Below are 22313 nucleotides of genomic sequence, written 5' to 3' on the forward strand. Positions count from 1 at the left end.
CCTTACTCCAACCATTCACTCCGATTTGGTGAGTTTAAGATTTGTTGACACAAAAAAGGCTCCGGCGGTGTGACTTTGGGCTTACTTGGTGTTGCCCCGGGTTTTGGCGGTTCAAACCAAGAATAAAGTTCGCTATCACAACCATCCCCGGCTGGCACCGGCGCCTGATTTTCGCAGTGTTGTGCACCTTGCGGGCAGGTGAGCCGCACATGAAAATGGGAGTCATGCCCAAACCACGGCCGGATTTTATGTAACCAAGCACGATCCGAACCTGCCGTTTCACAGAGTTTCAATTTAATCGCCGGATTCACAAAAATACGCGTTACTTTCGGATCTTCTGCGGCTAACTTAATCAGTTTTGCGTGATTGGCTGTCCAAACGCTCTCATCTACCCGTTGTGCTTTGCGGTTCACCACCAACAAACCTTTACCGTCAGAATTCAACGCATCAGTATCCGACATACTGCCCATACGCAGCCAAATGTCGGCATCTAACCCCATTTGATGACTGGCGTGCCCCGTCAAAAAACGGCCACCGCCAGGCATGGCAATATCGCCCACTAACATCGTTGGTAAGCCTGCCGCTTTGACACGTTGCCCTAGACGTTGCAAATAACGAATCATGTCCGGATGACCATAATAACGGTTCTTATTCATCCGAATAACTTGATAGCCTTCGCCTTTATAAGGCAAGGGCTCCGCACCAATAATACAGCCGTTGGAATAGCTGCCAATCGGTTCTGCCTTGCCGTTTTCCGCCGGGATCGGACGTTTGATCTGTTGCCAATCTTGTGGTGCAGCAAAAGTGGAGGTCGCAAAAAAAACGCTGCTAAAAATGACCGCACTTTTGATGAGTTGATGAAAAATCTTATTCATTATGGTGTCCCTGTTGCAAATTATCGACACTGCGCTTGAAATCGTAACAAATGATCTAACAACACAATCGCCATCATCGCTTCAGCAATCGGTACGGCACGAATCCCCACACAAGGGTCATGACGCCCTTTAGTCACCACCTCCACAGGGTCGTTATTAAGATTGACGGAATGCCCCTGAAGGGTGATGCTGGAGGTAGGTTTTAACGCAATGGTCGCAATAATCGGTTGTCCTGAGCTAATACCGCCCAAAATGCCGCCCGCATGATTAGAAAGAAATCCTTCCGGTGTCATTTCATCACGATGTTCACTGCCGCGTTGTTCTACGACGGCAAAACCATCGCCAATTTCTACGCCTTTTACCGCGTTAATGCTCATGAGAGCGTGCGCTAAATCTGCATCCAAACGGTCAAATACCGGTTCGCCTAAGCCTACCGGCACATTTTCGGCGACAACGGTTAATTTTGCACCGATGGAATCGCCCTGCTTTTTCAATTCACGAATTAATTCATCAAATTTTTCCACCGCACTTTTATCCGGACAGAAAAACGGATTGTCATTCACTTCCGCCCAATCGATGTTTGCAAGGGATTGTGGTGCGATTTTTACCTTGCCGATTTGGCTTAAAAAGCCTCGTACTTCAATGCCGAATTGTTCACGTAAATATTTTTTTGCAATAGCGCCAGCCGCTACACGCATGGCGGTTTCACGGGCAGAAGACCGACCGCCACCTCGATAATCACGAATGCCGTATTTTTGCTGATAAGTGAAATCGGCATGTCCCGGGCGAAAACGATCTTTGATTTCGCCATAATCTTGCGAACGTTGATCGCCGTTTTTGATGATCATGCCAATGCTGGTACCGGTAGTTTTGCCCTCAAAGACGCCGGACAAAATTTGCACTTCATCGTCTTCTCGACGTGGCGTCGTGTAACGAGAGGTACCCGGTTTACGGCGATCTAAATCCGGCTGAATATCTGCTTCCGAAAGCGCCATATTCGGTGGCACACCATCAACAATACAACCTAATGCTATGCCATGAGATTCACCAAAGGTGGTGACGCGAAACAATTGCCCAATCGTATTTCCAGCCATAATCTTCTCTCTTCAATTCGATTTATGATTTCACTTCCACCAACGGCATGATCGCGCCGGTATCTTGATTTTTGATAAAGATATCAAGCTGATTGAAAGCGATCTCAATGTTATTTTCCGCAAACAATTCGTTAATACGGCGGTTTAACGCATCAATGGTATTGGTGCGTTCGGAGACTTGAGACACATAAACCCGTAATTCATGATCCAAGGTGCTGGCGCCAAAACTAACGAATAAGGCACTTGGTTCAGGTTCTTTCATCACATTAGCTTGCTCAGCTGCCGCTTGTAATAATAAGCGTTTAACCAAGTCTAAATCAGAACCGTATGCCACTCCTACCGAAATCACTAAGCGAGTAATGGTATTGGATAACGCCCAGTTAGTGACCTGTCCGGTCACAAAAGATTTATTCGGCACAATCACTTCTTTGCGATCAGGATCGATAATCGTAATTGCACGAATACGAATTTTCGCTACCGTGCCGGTGACATCGTTAATGGTGACGGTATCACCCACTCGAATCGGACGTTCAAATAAGAGAATAATACCCGACACGAAGTTCGCAAAAATTTCCTGCATACCGAAACCGAGACCCACAGAAAGTGCGGCGAATAACCACTGCAATTTAGACCATGACATCCCTAAGGTGGCAAATGCCCATGCGCCCCCAATGGCCACTAAGAGATAGGTTAATAAGGTATTAATCGTATAAGGCGTGCCTTGCGACAACTTCACACGGGAGAAGATCAACACTTCTAAAATCCCCGGCAAGTTGCGCACTAAAATGTAAGTAATACCGATAATCACTAACGCCATAAGTAAGTTAAATAGCGAAATACTTTCGGTTACGACACCGGCTTCTGTTGTCGTTGTTTGTTGCCATAAGGTAATGTCGCGTAAGTAACTTGCTACAGTAACTAAATCCGACCACACATAATAGAAAATCGCAAACAATGCCGTCCAAATGAATAAATCGGCAAAGCGCAGTAACTGGCTACGGACTTGATTAACGGCCATACCCTCTTCTTGTTCGCTCACCACCACGATATCCTCTGCAGAGGATCCATCATTGGCTTTCGTCGCTTTTTGCTGACGTTTTTCTTGCACGCGACGGTATGCTAAACGACGGGAGGAAACCGTAATCGCACGATATAGCGTGTAACGAACCAGAGACCAAATCACCCAAGCGATGTAGGTGTTAATCATGTGGTTAATCAAGTTAAGTGCGGTGTAGTAATAACCGAGCGCGACCAATACAATCAATCCGACCGGCACTAATTGCAATAAAATGCGGACAATTTTTAAAACCAGTTCATCTCGATGATCACGATTTGTCTGGCCTAATGTTTTTGAAGCTCTACGAAAACGTGGCGCAATAATAGCAATACAAAAAATCAAGGCGACCATGGTATTCAATTCGCCAAGCACATCATTGGCTAAACCGCTGTCCATGACATTACTGAAAACCGAGGTATTCAATAATAATACTACCGCGACAATGATTCGTTTCGTCACCGCTCTCAGTTTTTCCGCTTCATCCTGAGAAAAACCAAAATGACGAACGGAGATACCATTCGGTCGTAAAAGTGCAAGCACAAAGCTAAAGAACCACCAATATGCCGCCATACTCAACGACCATTGCCAAAATTCCGCCGGATTTCGAACAAAGAAAAAGCCTAACAGTTGGCATACGGCTAAAAACCATAATGTGGATGGCAAAGCGATAATCGCTGTCAATAAAAGTGCCATTGGCGTATGCCACTGACTGTCGGAACGAAGTGTATTAATTTCACTGTTAATGGTAGCTAAACGTTGCTTAATCAGTGTTTTAAATCTGAAAATAATACCGCCAATCAGTACCAAAATTGCCACAAACATGAGTAAATAAGGCAAATTATCAAAATTACTCGGGAAACCTAATTTTTTACTGATTCCCTCAAATTGCTCGCTAAGGGACATAGGTAAATTCTTAAACCACGCTAAATTGATCGGATTATTACTTTTTACCCAAAAGCTTTGCTGATCCAACTTCGCCTGAATTTGATCGCTAAGCTGTGTAATTTGCTGTTGTGTCAATTCTAAAGAAATCGCCAAATTTAATTGGTTATTTAAAGATTTAATCACATCGGAGGCAATTTTACGGCGCTCCGTCAACAAATTAGTAAGCTGTGCTTTTTCTTCTGCCGTAAAGGTTTGGTTCTGGTCGACTTGAACTTTCGCTAAATACGCTTCCAAATCATAAAGCTCATTGCGGCGTTGGGTCATGTCAAAAATTTGCACACGCAAATCCGCAATTTGTTTTGATAGACCTTGGATATTCAAGTTTGTCGGCAATTTTTGTTTTTGCTGTTGAATAATCCGTGACAACACCAATGTGCCTTGCAACGCACTAATTTGTTCATCAATGGTGCGCTGCGTTTGCGTTAAGCTTTCTAGAACACTACGCATACGCAATTCATCTTGCGTTAACGTGTTGGTTTTTTCCGTTTGTTCCAATAAAAATTGGCTCAGCTGGGCATTACGCTCTAATTCTTTTTGAATGTAATTATTTTTGACCGCACTTTGACTTTGTTGCTGTACTTGCTCAACCTGATTTTGTGTTTGTGCCAAATGCTGTTGATTAATCGCCTCTTGAATGGCCGCAATCTGTTGTTGTAGCACTTGCGCACGAGCGTTTAATAAGTCATAACGGCTTTGATACAACACCGTCAGCTGATCGCTGTTTTTCAACAAAATTTGATTGTAATTATTTTTCAGATCAATCAGTTGTAACTCTAACTGAGCCTGCTGTTTCAATGCTGCTGAAGTCGTACTATCGCCAAGCTTTTGATTAAGCTCTTGCGCACGCTTCAAATTGGCGGTTAATGTGGCTTGCGCCCGCTCGGATACTGAGCTTTGCCCCGCCAATTGGCTATTCACTGCCCCTAACGCCGATTGCGTTTCCTGTTGTTGTTCGATTAATTTTTCAAGCTGAGCCTGTAGATCCGCTAAGCGACGAGATTGATAATCTGCCGCTTTTGCCGAATCCAATTGCTTTTTCAGCGTTTGTAATTCAGCATTATTCTTCTGAATCTCAGCATCCGCCCCATTCAATGTGGCTTGTAGCGCCTCATTGGCCTTTTGCTGCGCTTGAATTTGTTGCAAGAGATCCAAAGAGGTTTGAATGTCTGTGACCAACGTTTGCTTTTCATCGCCATCCGGCATTTTTTGTGCTGCGGCGAGATCTGCCTTGAGACTTTTTTCGGTTGGCAAAGACAGGGTATTTTGATCGGCAAAGGCGCTTTGTGACACCGCCATATTTAAAAATAAGGCAGCACAAAGTGCGGTTAAAAACGCGTTTATTTTCATATTTATCCTAATTGTTTCGCTAGCCAGCCTGCTAACGTTTTCCGAGAAATTTTGATCGCGCCATCGGTTAAATTCAACGGCAATTCATAATAGGCAACGGGTTGTTTAAAACGTTCCAACCGTCCCTGTAAAAAAGTTTTCAGATTTTCCACCGCACTTTTTGTCGATTCTCGCCATTCTACAATGGCCACCGGTCGTTGACCAAACTCCGGATCGGTGACAGGCAACACAAAAACCTGTTTGACTAAATCAGACTGCAAAATCAGTTTTTCAATTTCTTCCGGCTGAATGTTTTCCCCACCAGAAATAAACATATTATCAATTCGCCCTGAAATCACAAGTTCGCCATCGTGCCACACACCTTTGTCTTTGGTGGCAAACCAACCTTGTTCGTTAAGGAGAGGAACGATACTGCCCTGTTGCCAATAACCTAGCGCCAAGCCTGCACCACGCAACCAAATTTCCTCATTGTGCAAACAGTATTCACGTCCAGCTAAGGGCTGTCCTACCCCGTTTTTTTCATCACTTTGTTTAGCAAACACCGTGGAGGCCATTTCCGTCATGCCATAACCGGAATAACTTTTCACACCAAGACGATGTAACGATTGTGTCAGTGCTAACGGAATATGTGCCCCGCCAAGCAATACGGCGCGTGTTTGTATTGCTGTTGGTTTTTCCTGCAAATACTGTAACCAGCGTTGCACTTGCGTTGGCACTAAGGAGACATGAGTCACCTGATTGACGGCCGCATAAAAATCCTCACCGGGTAACACCAAGGTTGCCCCAGTCGTCAACCAACGCCACACAATGCCTTGCCCGGAGACGTGATACAACGGCAATGAAAGTAACCAGGAATCTGTCGCACCAAATTGCATTAAGTCACATACGCCTTGTGCATTGTCCAAATGCGCCTGCACATTATGTACAACGGCTTTTGGCAAGCCTGTGGAACCCGATGTCAGCGTCATGGTCGCCGGTTGCGTCAAATTAACGGGAAAATCGCCGAAAGCATCGATTTTCTCTGCCTGTTGTATGGCATCTGAAAAGGTGAAAAAACACTTAAAAATCTGACCGCACTTTTGGGATTCTGCAACACATTCTGCGTGATCTGTGGTAAAGAAAAAATCCGCATTATAGGCTTGGCACAATGCAATACGTTTTTCCAGTGGAAACATGGGGTTGAGCATTAAAACGCGGGCACCGATTTGAATCGCCGCTAAATAAAATAACACCAGTTCTAGGCGATTTTTCCCACATAATGCGATGCCATTTTGTGGCTTCACACCAAGATATTGTAAATATGTGGAGATTTGCTGTGTTTTTTTAAGGAGTTGTTGCCATGTAAAAGCGTCGCCTTGCAAAACTTGCAAGGCGATTCGCTTGGAAAATAGAGGAGATTGTGCAAATTGCTGACCTAGTGCCATAAGCGTTAATTTGCCGTAAAAAATGACCGCACTTGATCAATTAAGTATTCCGGCAAATGCATGGACTGCATCGCGCCTTCCAGCATAAGCATTTTACGACCGCTGTTGGTATTTGTGATCACCCAATACGGCGTATCCGGAATTTGTTTCGGTTTCGTATGATTTCCTGCCATTAACAAGGTGCCTTCATCGCGGGCAAAATAAACGCGCGTACGTCCTTGCAATGACTCGGTGGCGAGAGCAAAGCCTTCTGGATTGGTGCGATATAAAATTGTCAGAATATTTAAGAAACGAATAACCGCTTTATTTTCTTGTTTAAATGCTTCTGAGTTGAGTAACGCTTCTAATTTCTCAATGGTTTTTTGCGTTACGGCATCAGGCTGCTTTTTCACAGCAGGCTTTATTGCATCGCTTGATTCCGGCGCTGCATTGACTTTTTTGGCATCCTGTTTCGTGTTAGCGGAAGAAGAATGTTCAACTGGAGAAGATAAACTCTCGGCAAAAGGAACATAGCTGTTTTTCGTGGAAAGATTGAGCAAACGACGCAAAATATCCGAAGCGCTTTCACCAATCGATTGCGTATTACCGGCAATGTATTGATAAAGTTCTTCATCCACTTCGATAATTTTCATTTTCTCTCTCCACTTGCTTGATCTCTTTAACCTTTTGACACATTATAACGAGCTGTAAGCAAATTCTCCAGCCCCAAATTTAACCGATGAAAAAATTACTCAACTTCCAATTTAATGAATTAAAACAAGCAATTAATAAACCAGTTTTGGTGTTCATTCACGGTTTATTCGGCGATATGAATAACTTGGGTGTCATCGCTCGTGCATTCAGTGATGATTATTCCATTCTACGGGTGGATTTACGTAATCACGGCTTGAGTTTTCATTGCGAAGAAATGAATTACGATGCCATGGCAGAAGATGTCTTTGACGTAATTCATTTTTTGGGCATTCGTGAAGTGATTTTAGTCGGGCATTCCATGGGCGGAAAAACCGCTATGGTTTGTGCGGCAAATTACCCTGAATTAGTCAAAGGATTAGTGGTGATTGATATTGCGCCTGTCGCGTATGGCGAACATGGGCACGATGACGTCTTTAACGGTTTATTTGCCGTAAAACAAGCACAACCCCATACCCGTCAAGAGGCTAAGCCCATTTTAGCGCAATATATTCAAGATGAACGCGTACAACAGTTTATGTTGAAATCCTTTGATGCCTCAAGTGCCGATTATTTTCGCTTTAATTTGACCGCACTTAAACACAATTATCCTCACTTAATGGGCTGGGAATCACGCCACATCACACAACCTTGCTTGTTTATCAAAGGTGGCAATTCCTCCTACATTTTACCCGAATACACCGATCGGATTTTATCCCAATGTCCACACGCGGCCTCCTTTACCATTAACGGTAGCGGACATTGGGTTCATGCGGAAAAACCGCAATTTGTTATCCGTGCAATCACACATTTTTTAAATAGAATTGATAGCCACGGGGAATCTAAATAGAATTTCATTTGCCTGTTAATTATGATATAGTTTTCTCCCAAATTTGGTTGTGGCTTATCATTATCACTTCTGAAATAATTCTCTTTACTAAGAATGGCAGAAGTTGACTTACAGGTCAGTGGTTAACAAAATGGCAAAACAAGATTCTGACTGTATTACTTTAGATTTATTTAGCGAAATTCGTAGAGTTGGACGTCCGAAAACCAATCCACTGAGTCGGGAACAACAAATCCGTATTAATAAGCGCAATCAATTAAAACGTGATAAATCCTGTGGATTAAAGCGTGTCGAATTAAAATTGCATGCGGACTTGGTTCAACAATTAGAAGATTTAGCATCCCTACGAAATGTGAATCGTGCCGAGCTTATTGGCGCAATTTTACAAGATTATTTTAACATTAATAAATAGGTAACAAGATGGCTGTTGTCGGCTTATTTTATGGTAGTGATACTGGCAATACAGAAAACATTGCCAAAATGATTCAAAAACAATTAGGCAGCGAATTAGTTGATATTCGCGATATTGCCAAAAGTAGCAAAGAAGATATCGAGGCTTACGATTTTCTCTTATTCGGTATTCCGACGTGGTACTACGGCGAAGCGCAATGTGACTGGGATGACTTTTTCCCAACATTAGAGCAAATTGATTTTACGGATAAACTTGTCGCCATCTTTGGCTGTGGCGATCAGGAAGATTATGCAGATTATTTCTGTGACGCCATGGGAACTGTGCGTAATATTATCGAGCCGCACGGTGCGATTATTGTCGGACATTGGCCGACAGAAGGTTACAACTTTGAATCTTCACAAGCATTAGTTGACGATGATACGTTTGTCGGATTATGTATTGATGAAGATCGTCAACCGGAATTAACGTCTGAACGTGTCAACAAATGGGTTAAACAAGTTTATGACGAAATGTGTTTGGCTGAGTTAGCTTAATAGCAAAAAAGGAGCTGTTATGTCTGAAGAAAACATCAAATTATTAAAAAAAGCAGGATTGAAAATTACGGAACCCCGTTTGACGATCCTAGCTTTAATGCAAAAACACAGTGAACAGCATTTTTCCGCAGAAGATGTTTACAAAATGCTATTGGAGAATGGTTCAGACATTGGTTTAGCGACGGTATATCGTGTTTTAAACCAATTCGATGAAGCCAAAATCTTAATTCGTCATAACTTTGAAGGAAATAAATCGGTTTTTGAGTTGGCGCCAACCCAACATCACGACCATATTATCTGCACCGATTGCGGTAAAGTGTTCGAATTTAATGACGAATTAATTGAAAGTCGCCAAAAAGAAATCAGTAAACAGCACGGCATTGAACTCTCCAGCCACAGTCTATATCTCTATGGCAAATGTAGTGATATTAATCAATGCCCAGAAAACAACAAAAAATAATGCCATAAAAAGAACCGAATGTACGATGCATTCGGTTCTTTTCATTTCAACACACTTTGATCTAAAGACTTATTTATCTTTTGGGAAAACCACCGTTAAAAACATTTTAAAATTCTCTAACGCAAATAATGCATGGGGAACATCTGCCGGTAATACGATACTTTCTCCGGCGCTCACCTCATAATCTGTTTTATCAATCGTAATTCTTGCCTTTCCTTCAAGCATAGTGACCAATGCATCGCCACGAGATTTATGTGCACTAATCTCCTCACCTTTCGGCAAACAAAACATCGTCAACCCTACGGCAGGATTTTGTGAAAAGGTTTTGCTAATGACCTGACCGTCTTGATAAGTTAAAAGATCATTCAGTTTAAGAACGGTTGCTTTTTCAATATTCTTTAACATCCCTATACCTCCTTGACATGATTCAATAGAACCGCCTTGTTACGGCAAAATAATTATATGACTATCACAAATGAAATTCATTACTATTTTGATAATTTAAACCTACTATCTTTTTAACGCATTAAACTTACCAGATATCGCATAAGTGCGGTCATTTTTTTTAGTTGTTTTTATCTTTTTGTAATAACCAACAATTATGAATTTGCTTATTGCGTTCAAAATCCAACGGCAAGGTTTTGTGAGAAATTTCCACCGCACTTAAGCCTAACTCTTCCAACTTAGCAAAATCTATTTTGAAACCACGTTTGTTGTTAGAGAACACAATGGTGCCGTTCGGGCGCAAAATGCGTTTTAAATTCGTCATTAACTTAATATGATCCCGTTGCACGTCCCAACTGTCTTCCATGCGTTTGGAATTGGAGAATGTCGGCGGATCCACAAAAATCAAATCAAACTGACGATCGCATTTTGCTAACCACTGCAGGCAATCTGCTTGAATCAGTTTATGCTGTTTGCCTTCAATATCGTTCAACAACAAATTCTGTTCCGCCCAGTTAAGATAGGTATTTGACATATCCACGGTTGTGGTCGATTTTGCCTTACCCAACGCTGCATGCACTGTTGCCGAACCGGTGTAAGCAAACAAATTGAGGAAGTCCTTACCTTGCGCCATTTCACCCAACATTTTACGGGTCAGGCGGTGATCCAAAAACAAGCCGGTATCCAAATAATCCGTTAAGTTCACCCACAACTTCGCGCCGTATTCGTTCACATAAAAATACTCGCCGTTGTTTGCCAATTTTTCATATTGATTGGTGCCTTTTTGTTTTTGGCGCACTTTTAAAATCAACTTATTGGTTTCAATGCCAGTCACTTGCAAGGTGGCATTCACCGCATCCAACAAACGTTGGCGTGCTTTGTTTTCATCAATATTTTTTGGCGCAGCATATTCCTGCACCACAATATGATCAGCATAACGATCCACCGCCAAATTGTATTCCGGCAAATCCGCATCATATAGGCGATAAGCGTCTAGCCCTTGCTGCTTCGCCCATTTCTCAATTTTCTTGATATTTTTTTGCAGGCGATTAGCGAAATCCACCGCAACTTCAGACGTTACCGAAGAAGTGCGGTCAAATTCTAGGGCATTTTCTACCACACTTTGCTCTGCGCGCTCGGCAATTTGATAATTTTTCTGTACGCAATCTAACGGGCCGTTTTTCGCTTTAAATTGACGGTGAGAACGTAAACGCAAGCAATCCAATAGACTTGGTTCACCACTGAAAATAGAGGCGTTCCAGCCGGCAAATTGTTGTTTCAAGCGTTGCCCAAACACAGAATATAAGGCAATCAGCGCCGGCGTTGTGCCTAAACGTTCGCCGTACGGCGGATTACAAATCACCGTGCCCGCCACATTCGGGCTTGGATTTTTTATCGCTGCCACATCGCCCTGTTGCCATTGCATCAAATGCGCCACGCCCGCATTTTTAGCGTTTTGTTTGGCTTTTTGCAACACACGATGATCCAAATCGAAGCCATAAAAGTGCGGTAGATTTTCACGTTGTTTTTCGGCTTCCGCCAAAGCTAAAGCCTCTTCTTTCACCTTTTCCCACGCTGCCTGATTATGCCCCTGCCAAAAATCAAAGCCCCAATGAAGACGATATAATTGCGGTGCGATTTGTGCTTCCATTTGTGCCGCTTCAATCAATAGCGTACCGGAGCCACACATCGGATCCACCAACGGCGTGCCTCTTTGCCAACCGGAACGCAGCACAATCGCAGCTGCCAAGGTTTCACGCAACGGCGCTTTGCCGGTGTCTTCGCGATAACCACGCATATGCAGCGCATCACCACTTAAATCGAGAGAAAGCACCACGTCATCACGATTTAAATACGCATGAATACGAATATCCGGTTGTTCTTTATCCACGTTTGGACGAGCGCGACCATGGCGTGCAAAATAATCCACAATCCCGTCTTTTACACGCATCGCGCCGAATTGGGTATGGCGAATTTCTTGGTTCGTACCGTTAAAATCCACGAAAAAATGGACTTTTTCATCAAAATAATCCAACCAATTCACGCCCACCACGGCAGAATATAAATCCAAATCGCTAAAGACTTTCGCTTGCACGATAGGCAATAAAATGCGTGAACTCAAACGGCTCCAAAGCAAAGTGCGATACAGCGTTTCATCATCCGCCCAATAACGCACGCCGCCTTGCGCGACTTTGGCATCCTGCGCGCCTAATTCGGTCAATTCGGATTTTAAAAGCTCTTCAAACCCACGGGCTGTGGTGGCAAAAAGTTGTTTCATAAGGTCTCAATGGTTGGAAAAATTGGCGGGGATTATAGCAGTTTTAAACGCTAAGTGCGTTGAAGTGCGGTGGATTTTACGGATATTTTAGATTCACTCTGAAAACCGACCGCACTTTTTTGCTGTTTTCTGTCTATTTTATAAAACCTACTAATTTGCTTTGTTATTATTTTTTGGTATTATCCTGCCCGTCGTAAATGACGATAAATGACTACCACTCTCTTTACTATATTGTAAATAAGGAACACTAATGAATAAACTCAATTTATCTATTCTCGCTGTTGTTACTGCATTAACTTTATCCGCGTGCTCATCCAGCGGTAGTGATTCAAATCATACGGATAACACCAACAACACCATCACTCAACCGGTAACTCCGAGTCAACCAAACAACCAAACAAATCAGCCGGCAACACCAAGTCAACCAAGTAATCAAGTTACCCAACCAACAGCACCAAACCAGCCGAATAATCAGGTAACACAACCGACGACGCCAAATCAGCCTAATAATCAAGTGGCACAACCAACTGAGCCAAACCAACCAAGTAATCAAATTAAACAACCGACAACACCGGCCCAACCATCAGATCCAAGCACACCGGTATCAATTGTGAGCATTCCAACCAGTGGAAAATATAATGGTGTCACTTATGAATATAAAAGCGGTGATGTAAATGACAAAATTGTGAATCCCAAAGTACATCGTTTAAGTTCAAACAATATCGATGTATTAAACGTTGACGGGAAACGAATTGATATTGCACCCGAAGGTGTGAATCCAGGATACACTTATTTGGATAAGGACGGAGAAACCCGTTTAAGTACTGGTGCCTTTGTTAATGGATTAATCTTCATGTCCAGCACAAGAAACGGCATCTATCAAAACCAAAAAGACGGCAAAACCTATGTTTATGTACAAGGTGAATTAACCCCGGTAAATGAAATTCCACGTACAGGTGAAGTACGTTATCTTGGATTAAGTAGCTACCATGTCAACAACGAAACCCTAAATGAGGGAGCTTCCGGCGTCAACCCGCCAAGATGGGGAATTGTCGGTATTGATATGACCGCTAACTTTGATGAGAAAAAAGTTAATGGCCAATTACTGGCAACCGGTTATCCGGATAACGTTGTTTCTAAACTGGAAGGTAAAATCTCCAGTAACCAATTCAGCGGAACAAAAGACGGCACAACCATGCAAGGAGCCTTCTTTGGGAAGGATGCTAATGAAATGGGCGGTATTTATACTAACCAAGAAAAAGGCTTTAGCGGTGCATTTTCAGCCAAAGCTAACTAGTCAAAATAAATCTTTCTATATCACCACATACCCACGCTCAACCGTGGGTATTTTTATTATATTTATAAAATCCTTTTTATTTTTTCTGCAGATTTAAAGATTTGATTTCTTGATATAATATAAAGAGAAAATATAAACATAAAAACACAAAATGCAAAAATCTCTAGTTTTTGGACATCTGATAATCCACCAATATCGACTATAGGAATAATTAAAAAATAAAGTCCCGTAAGGAATACAGTTGTTGAATAAAATATATTAAAATACTTTTCAACGATATCAACTTTATTAATAACAATATTCAAATGACCATCAATAATACGTAAAAACTTTTGCGCTTTTTTGAAATCAGATAAAGGAATATTTTTATCTTTAGAAACAAACAAAATACTTCTTCGAATACTCTTATCGACAGAAATGCCAGATGTCATCTCAAAGACTCTAGACTTTACTTCTTCTTGAACTAAGTCATCTAACTCAGAATCAGTAATCATGTCATTTAACTCTAACAATTCTTTAATTCTAGAATTTTTCTTAGATATTAAATAACGATGAACATACTCTATAGAATTAGATCCCAAAATCTTTAATACAACTTGAACACATAACCAAATCAATAAAATATAAAAAAAGGGAAAATCATTAACTTTCATTAATTCAATAAACATATTTTCCATACCATCTCCTTATAAAAAATGAATCACCAATATTCTCATTAACAAACTGCCAAGTATTCCTCAAAAGAATATTCACATATCATATTAAATTAAACTAGGTTTTGCATACCTGTCAGAAAAAAGAGTGCTATTTTTTCTAAATGTTTTTTGTTTCCAGTTCCTGTAAATATGCTTTCAACCCGCGCTCTCTCAAGACACAACTCGGGCATTCGCCGCAGCCGCCTTCGACGCCGTTGTAACAGGTGTGGGTGTGTCGACGGATGTAATCAAAGGCGCCGAGTTGATCCGCCAGCGCCCGTGGCGCTCAAAATAATCCACAATCCCATCTTTCACACGCACCGCACCAAATTGGGTGTGGCGAATTTCCTGGTTTGTACCGTTAAAACCCACGAAAAAATGGACTTTGTCATCAAAATAATCCAACCAATTCACGCCCACTACAGCGGAATATAAATCCAAATCGCTAAAGACTTTCGCTTGCACGATAGGCAATAAAATGCGTGAACTCAAACGGCTCCAAAGCAAAGTGCGATACAGCGTTTCATCATCCGCCCAATAATGCACGCCGCCTTGCGGCGACTTTGGCATCCTGTGCGCCTAACTCGGTCAATTCGGATTTCAAAAGCTCTTCAAACCCACGGGCAGTGGTAGCAAAAAGTTGTTTCATAAGGTCTCAATAGTTGGAAAAAATTGGCGGGGATATAGCAGTTTTAAGCGACTCAGTGCGTTGAAGTGCGGTGGATTTTTTAAGAGATCTTGAATCGATGATAAAATCTCACCACACCTAAGCGGATACCATAAAGGCACGTTCACTGTATTTTATTCAATGCCATTAGGCCAAAATGTACTCTAATTTAATCTTCGTTAAACTTCCCATCAAATCCTCTGCCATCCTTTTATAACTGAGCGTCTGTGGTTTTTCTACCATCACCGCACGGGTAATGTTTTCTACGGCTTCGCCACTTAATATCAGATAATTCAGCGCCACTTGCATCGCCGGTAGGCTTGGATTAAACGCTGCATTTTCCGCATAACTGCCATGATAAATCTGTTGATCTTGCGTTTGCAATGCAATGCCATGGAAGGAGTTTGAATAAGGCGCATGTGCTTGGTTCGCCATCGCAAGGGCTTGTGAAATCACCGGGTCGTTGCTGTTTAAGGATAATTGGTTGTCATGTTGATCCAGCAAATGTCGCTGAATGTTTAAGTTTTTTGGCCCGAATGCATCGGGTAAATATTGGTGCAATAGATTATTCTGGCGATGCGGTAAATGAATTTGTAATCTTTCTGCGCTATTTAATTCATTCATAAACTGGCGACAATGGCCGCATGGCGTGTAGTTGACGCTAATGTCGGTGATCTGTTTTTCTCCGCGCATCCAAGCATGACTAATCGCACTTTGTTCGGCATGGATGGTTTGTTGAATATCCGTTTGGCAAAATTCTTGATTCGCCCCAAAATAAAAACTGCCGCTCACTCCTATGACGATCGCACCAACATTAAAATGTGAGATAGGTGTGGTGGCATAACAAGCGGCAATAGGAAGCAACTGAAGGGAGAGTTGTTGAGGAGTGATTTGATGTTTGTTGCACAAGTGCTGTATGGCAAAGTGCGGTAGGAATCCCACAAATTTTTGCTCTTGTAAAATAAGCCAAATATCCTGAGCTAACAGTGCATTATCAATTTGGGACAACGCGTGGTGAATTTTGTCTGAAATTGGTGTTGTCATAATCCTATCTTTTTCGCTTTTGATTTCCTTATCTTAGCACCGGATAAAAAAAAGTGCGGTTGAAAATTAATATAAATTTAGACCGCACTTTTGTGATAGCTATGAGAACAAATTATTTCGCTGCTTTTAGCTCTTGATAATATTGTTCGTAGTATTGAATCGCATCACCCACATCATCTTGCCAGTGGCTATTTTTTAATACTTCAGCCGTTGGATAGATTGCCGGATCTTCCGTGATTTCTTTTGGTAAGACTTTTTTCGCTTCAAGGTTCGCCGTTGGGTAACCAATTGCCAAGGTTAATTTTTCTGCCGCTTTCGCCCCTAACATATAGTTGATAAGTTTGTGTGCACCGTCCGGATTTTTAGAGGTAACCGGAATGGCTAAAGTATCCACCCAGAGTACCGGCCCTTCTTTTGGGAACACCATGTCTAAAGGTGCTTGTTCTTTTTTCGCAATACGCACAGAACCGTTCCATAATTGACCCACTTCTACTTCACCGGAAATAAAAGAGTTCGCCGGGTTATCAGAGTTGAAGGAAAGCACATTCGGACGTAATTTCAACAATTCCTCATAAGCCTGTTTGATAATTGCCGGATCTTGTGTGTTCGGATCTTGACCGATTTTTAATAACGCGATGTTGAACACTTCGCGGGCATCGTCTAGTAATTGCACTTTATTGGCAAATTCAGGTTTCCATAAATCGCCCCAAGAGGTGAAATCGCTACCTTTGTAAGTGTTGGTGTTAAAGGCAATGCCCGGCGCACCTAATAATTGCGGAAGGGAATATTTGTTGCCTTTGTCGTAAGGTTTGTCGAGCCAATCAGGGTCTAATTCTTTAATGACGGGTAATTTGCTGTGATCTAGTTCTTTTAACATCCCTTCGCGTGCCATTTTGGAGACGAAGTAGTTAGACGGCGCAATCACATCATAACCGCCGGCAGCCCCCTGCGTTTTTAATTTCGCATACATTGTCTCGTTTGATTCAAGACTTGACACAATCACTTTAATACCGGTTTCTTTGGTGAAATCGTCTAAAAGACCATCCGGTACATATTCAGTCCATGTATAAAGATACACGGTATCATTTGCAGGCGCTTCAGCTTTAGGGGCTTCCAGCGCGGTTTGCGCTTGTTTGTTGTCTTTCTCGTTACAACCTGTCAGGGCAACAGCGATCATACTTGCGGTGAATAAACCGGCAAATTTTTTCATTTTTGTTTGTTCTCCGTAAAAGAGGTGAAAAAAAACCACCTGCATAAAATGCAGGTATAAAAAAACGCCTTGATTGTGCGTCAAGGCGTATTGTATGTGATATTAAATTATTTGTGAAACATTATTACCGCTAGATGTCTTTGTGTTTTCTGCCGATAAATTGGCTGACCACCACGAGTAATAATGAAAGCACAATCATGATGGTTGCAAGTGCATTGACTTCCGGTGTTACACCGGTTTTCACTAAGGAGAAAATACGCAACGGCAGGATTTCATAGCTTACACCGCTCACAAAAGACGACACCACAACATCATCTAGCGAGATGGTAAAGCTTAACAACCAACCGGAGACCACGGCAGGTAACGCAAGAGGCAGGATGATTTTGCGTAAAATCGTCACTTCACTGGCACCCAAATCTTTCGCAGCTTCTAGCATTCTTGCATCGAAACCGTTTAAACGGGAGAAAATAGTGACCGTGACATAAGGCAAACAGAAGGTCACGTGTGCCAACAATAAGGACCAGAAACCTAAAGAAATCCCCACAACCATAAACAACGCAAGCAATGATACCGCCATGACGATATCCGGTGACATCATCACGATAAACAACATACCACTTACGGCTTGTTTGCCACGGAAACGATAACGATAAAGCGCAATCGCAGTTAAACCGCCCACGATGGTAGCGAGGGTTGCTGCAAAGAAAGCAATCGTTACAGAATGAATCGCTGCTTGAATTAAAGTATCATTGTTAAACAGCCGTTCATACCAGTTCCAACTAAAGCCTTTCCAACTTAGGCCATAACGGTCTTCGTTGAAGGAGTTAGTCACCAAAATAATAATCGGGATATACAAATAAGCGTATACCACAAACATAAAGATATTACGTAGTAAACGGCTCATTATTCTAACTCCACTTTCTTATTCAATAGTTTATTAGCACGGTAGTACACAAAAATTAACAAGGCCATGAGAATCGTTAAGCCAATACTGATTGCCGAACCGAATGGCCAGTTGCGGGAAATTAAGAATTCACTCTTAATCACGTTACCCACAAGTAAGACTTTCGCACCACCAAGCAAGTCCGCGACGTAGAACATGCCCATTGCCGGCAATAATACCAACAGGCAACCTGCCACAATGCCCGGCATGGTGAGTGGTAAAATCACACGGAAGAAACGTTGAAACGCATTAGCGCCTAAGTCTTTTGCGGCTTCCAATAAACGTCCGTCTAATTTTTCAATCGCGGAGTAAAGTGGCAAAATCATAAATGGCAGAAGCAAATAGACTAAACCGATGATCACCGCCACCTCTGTGTTTAGAATGCGAATCGGTTCACTCAAAATGCCCATATCCATCAACATGGTATTTAACACGCCTTTAACACCAAGGAACACTTTCATACCATAAATACGAATCAGCGAGTTTGTCCAGAATGGCAATACCACAAGGAACAATAAGAGCGGTCGATATTTCGGATGAATTTTACTGACCATAAAGGCGAATGGATAGCCGATCAGTAAGCAAATAATGGTGGCAATGCCCGACATATACAATGAATTCCACACCACCTGTGCATAAAGCGGATTAAATAGGTTGATGTAGTTATCCAAGTTAAATGGCAAGGCATAAAAGTTACTACCATCTCGGGTTAAGAAACTTACGACTAATACCAATAAGTTTGGAATTAGCACAAAGAAAATGAGCCAACCGAAGATAATCGCAACAGTAATTTTCTGAAATTTATTATTGATTATCTTCATCGTTGAGTACAACCTCCCAACCTTCGTGCCATGTAATACCTACGCGTTGACCAACACTGTGATCCATATGCGGGTCATCTTCATTAAAGAATTCGCTGACTAATACGCGTTTACCGTTATGTTCGAATTCCACGGTAGATTCCAATGTCATGCCTTTATAAGTGCGGTCGATAATGTGACCGATAATCGCGTTAGAATGTTCGTGTTCATCCAGCTCTTCAATCACAATATCTTCAGGACGAAGCAACACTTGAAGTTGTTGATCTTTTTCGACCGGAATATCGGTATAAATATCACAAATGCGGCCTTCCACATTAGCAAGCACTACATTGTCTGATTTGCGTTCAATGACGGTTGCATCAAAAACATTAATTTCGCCGATGAAACGTGCCACAAACAAGTTTGCCGGATCTTCATAAATCTCACGCGGAGAGCCGTCTTGTGCAATTTTACCTTTACGCAATAAGACAATACGATCAGACATGGTGATTGCCTCTTCTTGGTCATGGGTCACGAAAATAAAGGTAATGCCTAATTGGCGTTGTAATTGCTTTAATTCATATTGCATTTGTTTGCGCAATTTATAATCCAGCGCAGACAGAGATTCATCAAGCAATAAGACTTTCGGTTTATTGACCACCGCACGAGCAATCGCAATACGCTGTTGTTGTCCGCCTGAAAGCTGGGTTGGTTTACGTTCCGCCATCTCTTCCAACTGCACCATACGCAATGCCTCTAACACACGAGGTTTGATCTCGCTTTCCGGCACTTTTTGCATGCGCAAACCGAAAGCCACGTTTTCAAAAATCGTCATGTGCGGGAACAAAGCATAGCTTTGGAATACGGTGTTGATGTGACGTTTTTCTGCCGGCACATTGGTAATGTCTTCACCATCCAAAATAATGTTGCCTGAATCTAATTCTTCCAATCCGGCCAATAAACGCAACACGGTAGTTTTACCACAACCGGATGGGCCAAGAATGGTGACAAATTCACCGTTATTAATGGTTAAATTAAAATCGTTAATAATGGTATTGGAACCGTAGGATTTTTTGATTGAACGAAGCTCAATAATTGGCTTGTTTTGAACCGAGTTTTCCACTAGCTTTGGTTTTCTCCCTAACGTACCGAAGTTTTTCGATAAAAATTAGAAACAAATACTTATCATAAAAGATAAGCGGCGATGATAAATATGAGCTGCTAATGATATAGTGATTAGCCCCCAATGAAAAGACATTAATCACAAATTTAACTGCCTCTTTTTGCACAGACAAATTAACCGCTTTTACATTTAAACTCTCTACGTAGAATACAAAAAAATGTTCAGGTTAAATCTCCGTCAATGCAAGGCGTAATAGACCCCATTAAGGGGCATGAATAATCACAAAAGAGGCGTCATCGCCTTTGGTAACCCAAAGCACACACGTCTTACCGGCATTTTCTTTCGGCAATTCAATGGTGGTTTCCCCTTTCTCATTGGTTGCTTGTGCCTCTCTTTCTTCTGCCGTTGCCGTCACGAGACGAATGGTTGCGCCCTCAATCGGCTCGCCGGTGGCTAAGGATTTTACCTTAACGACATACTTACCACTATCCTCCATCTCCGTTGTCACGTCAAAATCGGTTAAAACAAGCAAGCGATAGTCCGTCAATTTATCTGTCACCTGATCAATGTCATTTTTGACCGCACTTTCCACTTCCGTTTTCTCTGCCGGTACAGGAACTTCAGCTTTTAACCAAAAAATGCCCTTAGAAGGTAGCCCTTTTTCAGCTAAATCCACGGAAAGAAAATCAAAGTAACGTGGATTTTCACCTTCGGTATGTAACGTCTCTGTTTTGAAAAGCGTTGCTTTTTCCGGCTTAAAGACAGCCAAATCTGATGGTTGAAGAGATGGCGCGCTCCAATTAATCATTGAAAGTACTTGTGTTTTCGATAATGGTGCAACATCTAATGTTACACTTTGCGCATTACGTATTTTTAAATTAATTTTGCTATTCCAGTATTGCGGAAGAAGATCATCTTGACCGACAAACTCCACATGATGCGGATAATGAGGTAAGCAAGCTAAACTGCCTAATGGATCTTTAAAACGATAGCCCCCTTTTGCGGTGAACTCATTATTTAAAATAAAATACACGCAACGTTCTTCCGGTACGCTCAGACGAAAAGCCGTTTTTGTCGTATAAGATTGCCCCTCACCAAGAAGCTCCGGCTTAATCACCTCGCCCTGCAACAGGGCAGATTCATTTAATTTTTCATAAGACCACGTTTCACCTTTCGGCAAAGCCGGCAGTAACACCGCAACCAAACTATCCGCAATATCCTCTTCATTCACTTCGTTGTTAAAATGCAGTGTTAGCACCTGATCAAGGACATCTTCCTCATCATTTACAAAAGAAAATGTGCTTTGTGTATTTTTCAAACTAAATTCATTCGGAATAGCAATTAGGGGAATGCCAACATCTTTATCCAATGTATTTCCGCCTAATTTCGATTGTAGTGACTTCAAGAGGCTAATTTGCACAAACTCATCCTCTTGTGTTGCGAGCGCTAACGGCTCAGAACGAATCCACGCTTCAAGCTGATTGTCAGAATAAGTGACGTGAAAAGGCAACGTTTTTATTAGCGTAGCCTCTTTTCCCTCCGGTTGTTGAACTAACTTAAATTCAATGGCGTGTTCCAGCACTTTCGGATCGACCGGATGAGAGAAAACAATATGACCCACTGCATAATGCTGTCCTGAAATAGCATCTTGAGAAAATTCCCCTTCCGCACGGACGACACTAAAGGGTGCTGTTTTGACCGTTTGAGGTTGGGTAACTTCCGGTGCATAGGATAAGCTTGCGTTAAGTAGTTGTCTATCTAGTGTCACCTGATATTCTTGCCCCGCCGCCCAATCTTGCGCCGGCAAAAAAGCCAGTGCGTGTTCATTTTCCCATGTCCACTGCCCTTTCACTGATGGAAGAAGCTTAATGCCCTGCGCAATAGGTGCTTTTACTTGATTGGGTGCAACAATATTTGCGCTAAAATCAATCACTAACGGTGCAATTATTTCTCCCCCTTCAGCCTGATACTGTGTTGGTTGAATCGGGTTTAACGTGATTTTAACCCCATTAGGATCGTTAAATTTTTGCTCTTGATGCCAGTAATATCCACCACCGGCAACCGCGCATACCAGAAGTCCCAAAAACAAATATGTCGATTTTTTCATTTATTGATGATCTCCGCTATTTAACAATGCGATATTGCGTAC

The 22313-nt window shown here is 42.1% G+C and carries 19 protein-coding genes and 2 pseudogenes; 5 read left to right on the forward strand and 16 right to left on the reverse strand.

What is annotated here, in order from left to right:
- Positions 1-2 precede the first annotated feature (2 nt).
- From mepA to seqA, 5 genes are read right to left on the reverse strand one after another with little or no spacing between them, the layout of a single operon-like run.
- Entirely contained in the window at positions 3-875 is an 873-nt protein-coding gene (gene mepA / locus J5X96_RS07655) for a penicillin-insensitive murein endopeptidase (RefSeq protein WP_021617015.1), read from the reverse strand.
- 20 nt (positions 876-895) lie between these two features.
- The gene (gene aroC, locus J5X96_RS07660) at positions 896-1969 is read right to left on the reverse strand and encodes a chorismate synthase (RefSeq protein ID WP_209362807.1); all 1074 of its coding nucleotides are present in this window, start codon (positions 1967-1969) and stop codon (positions 896-898) included.
- Positions 1970-1991: 22 nt separating this feature from the next.
- Complete coding sequence (gene mscK, locus J5X96_RS07665; protein ID WP_209362809.1) at positions 1992-5318, reverse strand: mechanosensitive channel MscK; 3327 nt, start codon at positions 5316-5318, stop codon at positions 1992-1994.
- A 2-nt stretch (positions 5319-5320) separates the two neighbouring features.
- A complete protein-coding gene (gene menE / locus J5X96_RS07670) occupies positions 5321-6742 on the reverse strand; it encodes an o-succinylbenzoate--CoA ligase (protein ID WP_209362811.1) in 1422 nt (473 codons plus the stop codon).
- 5 nt (positions 6743-6747) lie between these two features.
- Positions 6748-7374, reverse strand: coding sequence for a replication initiation negative regulator SeqA (seqA, locus tag J5X96_RS07675; RefSeq protein WP_209362813.1), 627 nt, complete (start codon positions 7372-7374; stop codon positions 6748-6750).
- A gap of 86 nt (positions 7375-7460) precedes the next feature.
- On the opposite strand from seqA, the gene J5X96_RS07680 reads away from it, so the two are divergent.
- The 4 genes from J5X96_RS07680 to fur all read left to right on the forward strand — a co-directional run bounded on the left by J5X96_RS07680 (position 7461) and on the right by fur (position 9663).
- Positions 7461-8261, forward strand: coding sequence for an alpha/beta fold hydrolase (locus tag J5X96_RS07680; RefSeq protein ID WP_209362814.1), 801 nt, complete (start codon positions 7461-7463; stop codon positions 8259-8261).
- Between the two features lie 130 nt (positions 8262-8391).
- On the forward strand, positions 8392-8670 hold the full coding sequence (gene ybfE, locus J5X96_RS07685) for a LexA regulated protein (protein ID WP_209362816.1): 279 nt from the start codon (positions 8392-8394) through the stop codon (positions 8668-8670).
- A gap of 8 nt (positions 8671-8678) precedes the next feature.
- The gene (fldA, locus tag J5X96_RS07690; protein ID WP_021617022.1) at positions 8679-9203 is read left to right on the forward strand and encodes a flavodoxin FldA; all 525 of its coding nucleotides are present in this window, start codon (positions 8679-8681) and stop codon (positions 9201-9203) included.
- 19 nt (positions 9204-9222) lie between these two features.
- Positions 9223-9663, forward strand: coding sequence for a ferric iron uptake transcriptional regulator (fur, locus tag J5X96_RS07695; RefSeq protein ID WP_021617023.1), 441 nt, complete (start codon positions 9223-9225; stop codon positions 9661-9663).
- Between the two features lie 69 nt (positions 9664-9732).
- On the opposite strand, the gene J5X96_RS07700 is transcribed toward fur, so the two are convergent.
- Both J5X96_RS07700 and rlmKL read right to left on the reverse strand, forming a co-directional pair.
- Positions 9733-10068, reverse strand: coding sequence for a cupin domain-containing protein (locus J5X96_RS07700; RefSeq protein WP_209362817.1), 336 nt, complete (start codon positions 10066-10068; stop codon positions 9733-9735).
- A gap of 160 nt (positions 10069-10228) precedes the next feature.
- Positions 10229-12385: a bifunctional 23S rRNA (guanine(2069)-N(7))-methyltransferase RlmK/23S rRNA (guanine(2445)-N(2))-methyltransferase RlmL gene (rlmKL, locus tag J5X96_RS07705; RefSeq protein WP_209362818.1), complete on the reverse strand. Its 2157-nt coding sequence runs from the start codon at positions 12383-12385 to the stop codon at positions 10229-10231.
- Positions 12386-12635: 250 nt separating this feature from the next.
- Here rlmKL and J5X96_RS07710 point away from each other — a divergent pair, with 250 nt between their 5' ends.
- Positions 12636-13682 (forward strand): transferrin-binding protein-like solute binding protein, encoded by a 1047-nt coding sequence (locus tag J5X96_RS07710; RefSeq protein ID WP_209362819.1) that lies wholly within the window; start codon positions 12636-12638, stop codon positions 13680-13682.
- Positions 13683-13744: 62 nt separating this feature from the next.
- On the opposite strand, the gene J5X96_RS07715 is transcribed toward J5X96_RS07710, so the two are convergent.
- The 9 genes and pseudogenes from J5X96_RS07715 to J5X96_RS07755 form a co-directional block, all read right to left on the reverse strand.
- Positions 13745-14359, reverse strand: coding sequence for a hypothetical protein (locus J5X96_RS07715; protein ID WP_209362820.1), 615 nt, complete (start codon positions 14357-14359; stop codon positions 13745-13747).
- Between the two features lie 136 nt (positions 14360-14495).
- Positions 14496-14654, reverse strand: a pseudogene (locus tag J5X96_RS07720) (7-cyano-7-deazaguanine synthase); the annotation flags it as partial.
- A pseudogene (gene rlmL, locus J5X96_RS07725) lies at positions 14645-15026 on the reverse strand (23S rRNA (guanine(2445)-N(2))/(guanine(2069)-N(7))-methyltransferase); the annotation flags it as partial. The pseudogenes rlmL and J5X96_RS07720, both read right to left, overlap by 10 nt.
- 165 nt (positions 15027-15191) lie before the next feature.
- Complete coding sequence (gene cdd / locus J5X96_RS07730; protein WP_209362821.1) at positions 15192-16088, reverse strand: cytidine deaminase; 897 nt, start codon at positions 16086-16088, stop codon at positions 15192-15194.
- A gap of 112 nt (positions 16089-16200) precedes the next feature.
- Positions 16201-17298, reverse strand: a complete 1098-nt coding sequence (locus J5X96_RS07735; RefSeq protein ID WP_209362822.1) for an extracellular solute-binding protein — start codon at positions 17296-17298, stop codon at positions 16201-16203.
- A 130-nt stretch (positions 17299-17428) separates the two neighbouring features.
- Positions 17429-18202, reverse strand: a complete 774-nt coding sequence (gene potC, locus J5X96_RS07740) for a spermidine/putrescine ABC transporter permease PotC (RefSeq protein ID WP_021617028.1) — start codon at positions 18200-18202, stop codon at positions 17429-17431.
- A complete protein-coding gene (gene potB, locus J5X96_RS07745) occupies positions 18202-19062 on the reverse strand; it encodes a spermidine/putrescine ABC transporter permease PotB (protein WP_021617029.1) in 861 nt (286 codons plus the stop codon). Before potB ends, potC begins: the two co-directional genes overlap by 1 nt.
- A complete protein-coding gene (potA, locus tag J5X96_RS07750) occupies positions 19046-20164 on the reverse strand; it encodes a spermidine/putrescine ABC transporter ATP-binding protein PotA (protein WP_209362823.1) in 1119 nt (372 codons plus the stop codon). Before potA ends, potB begins: the two co-directional genes overlap by 17 nt.
- Before the next feature lie 262 nt (positions 20165-20426).
- Positions 20427-22271, reverse strand: coding sequence for a hypothetical protein (locus tag J5X96_RS07755; RefSeq protein ID WP_209362824.1), 1845 nt, complete (start codon positions 22269-22271; stop codon positions 20427-20429).
- Between the last annotated feature and the right edge of the window lie 42 nt (positions 22272-22313).

It is taken from the genome of Aggregatibacter sp. 2125159857 (genome assembly GCF_017798005.1).
In the GTDB taxonomy this organism is placed as follows: Bacteria; Pseudomonadota; Gammaproteobacteria; order Enterobacterales; family Pasteurellaceae; genus Aggregatibacter.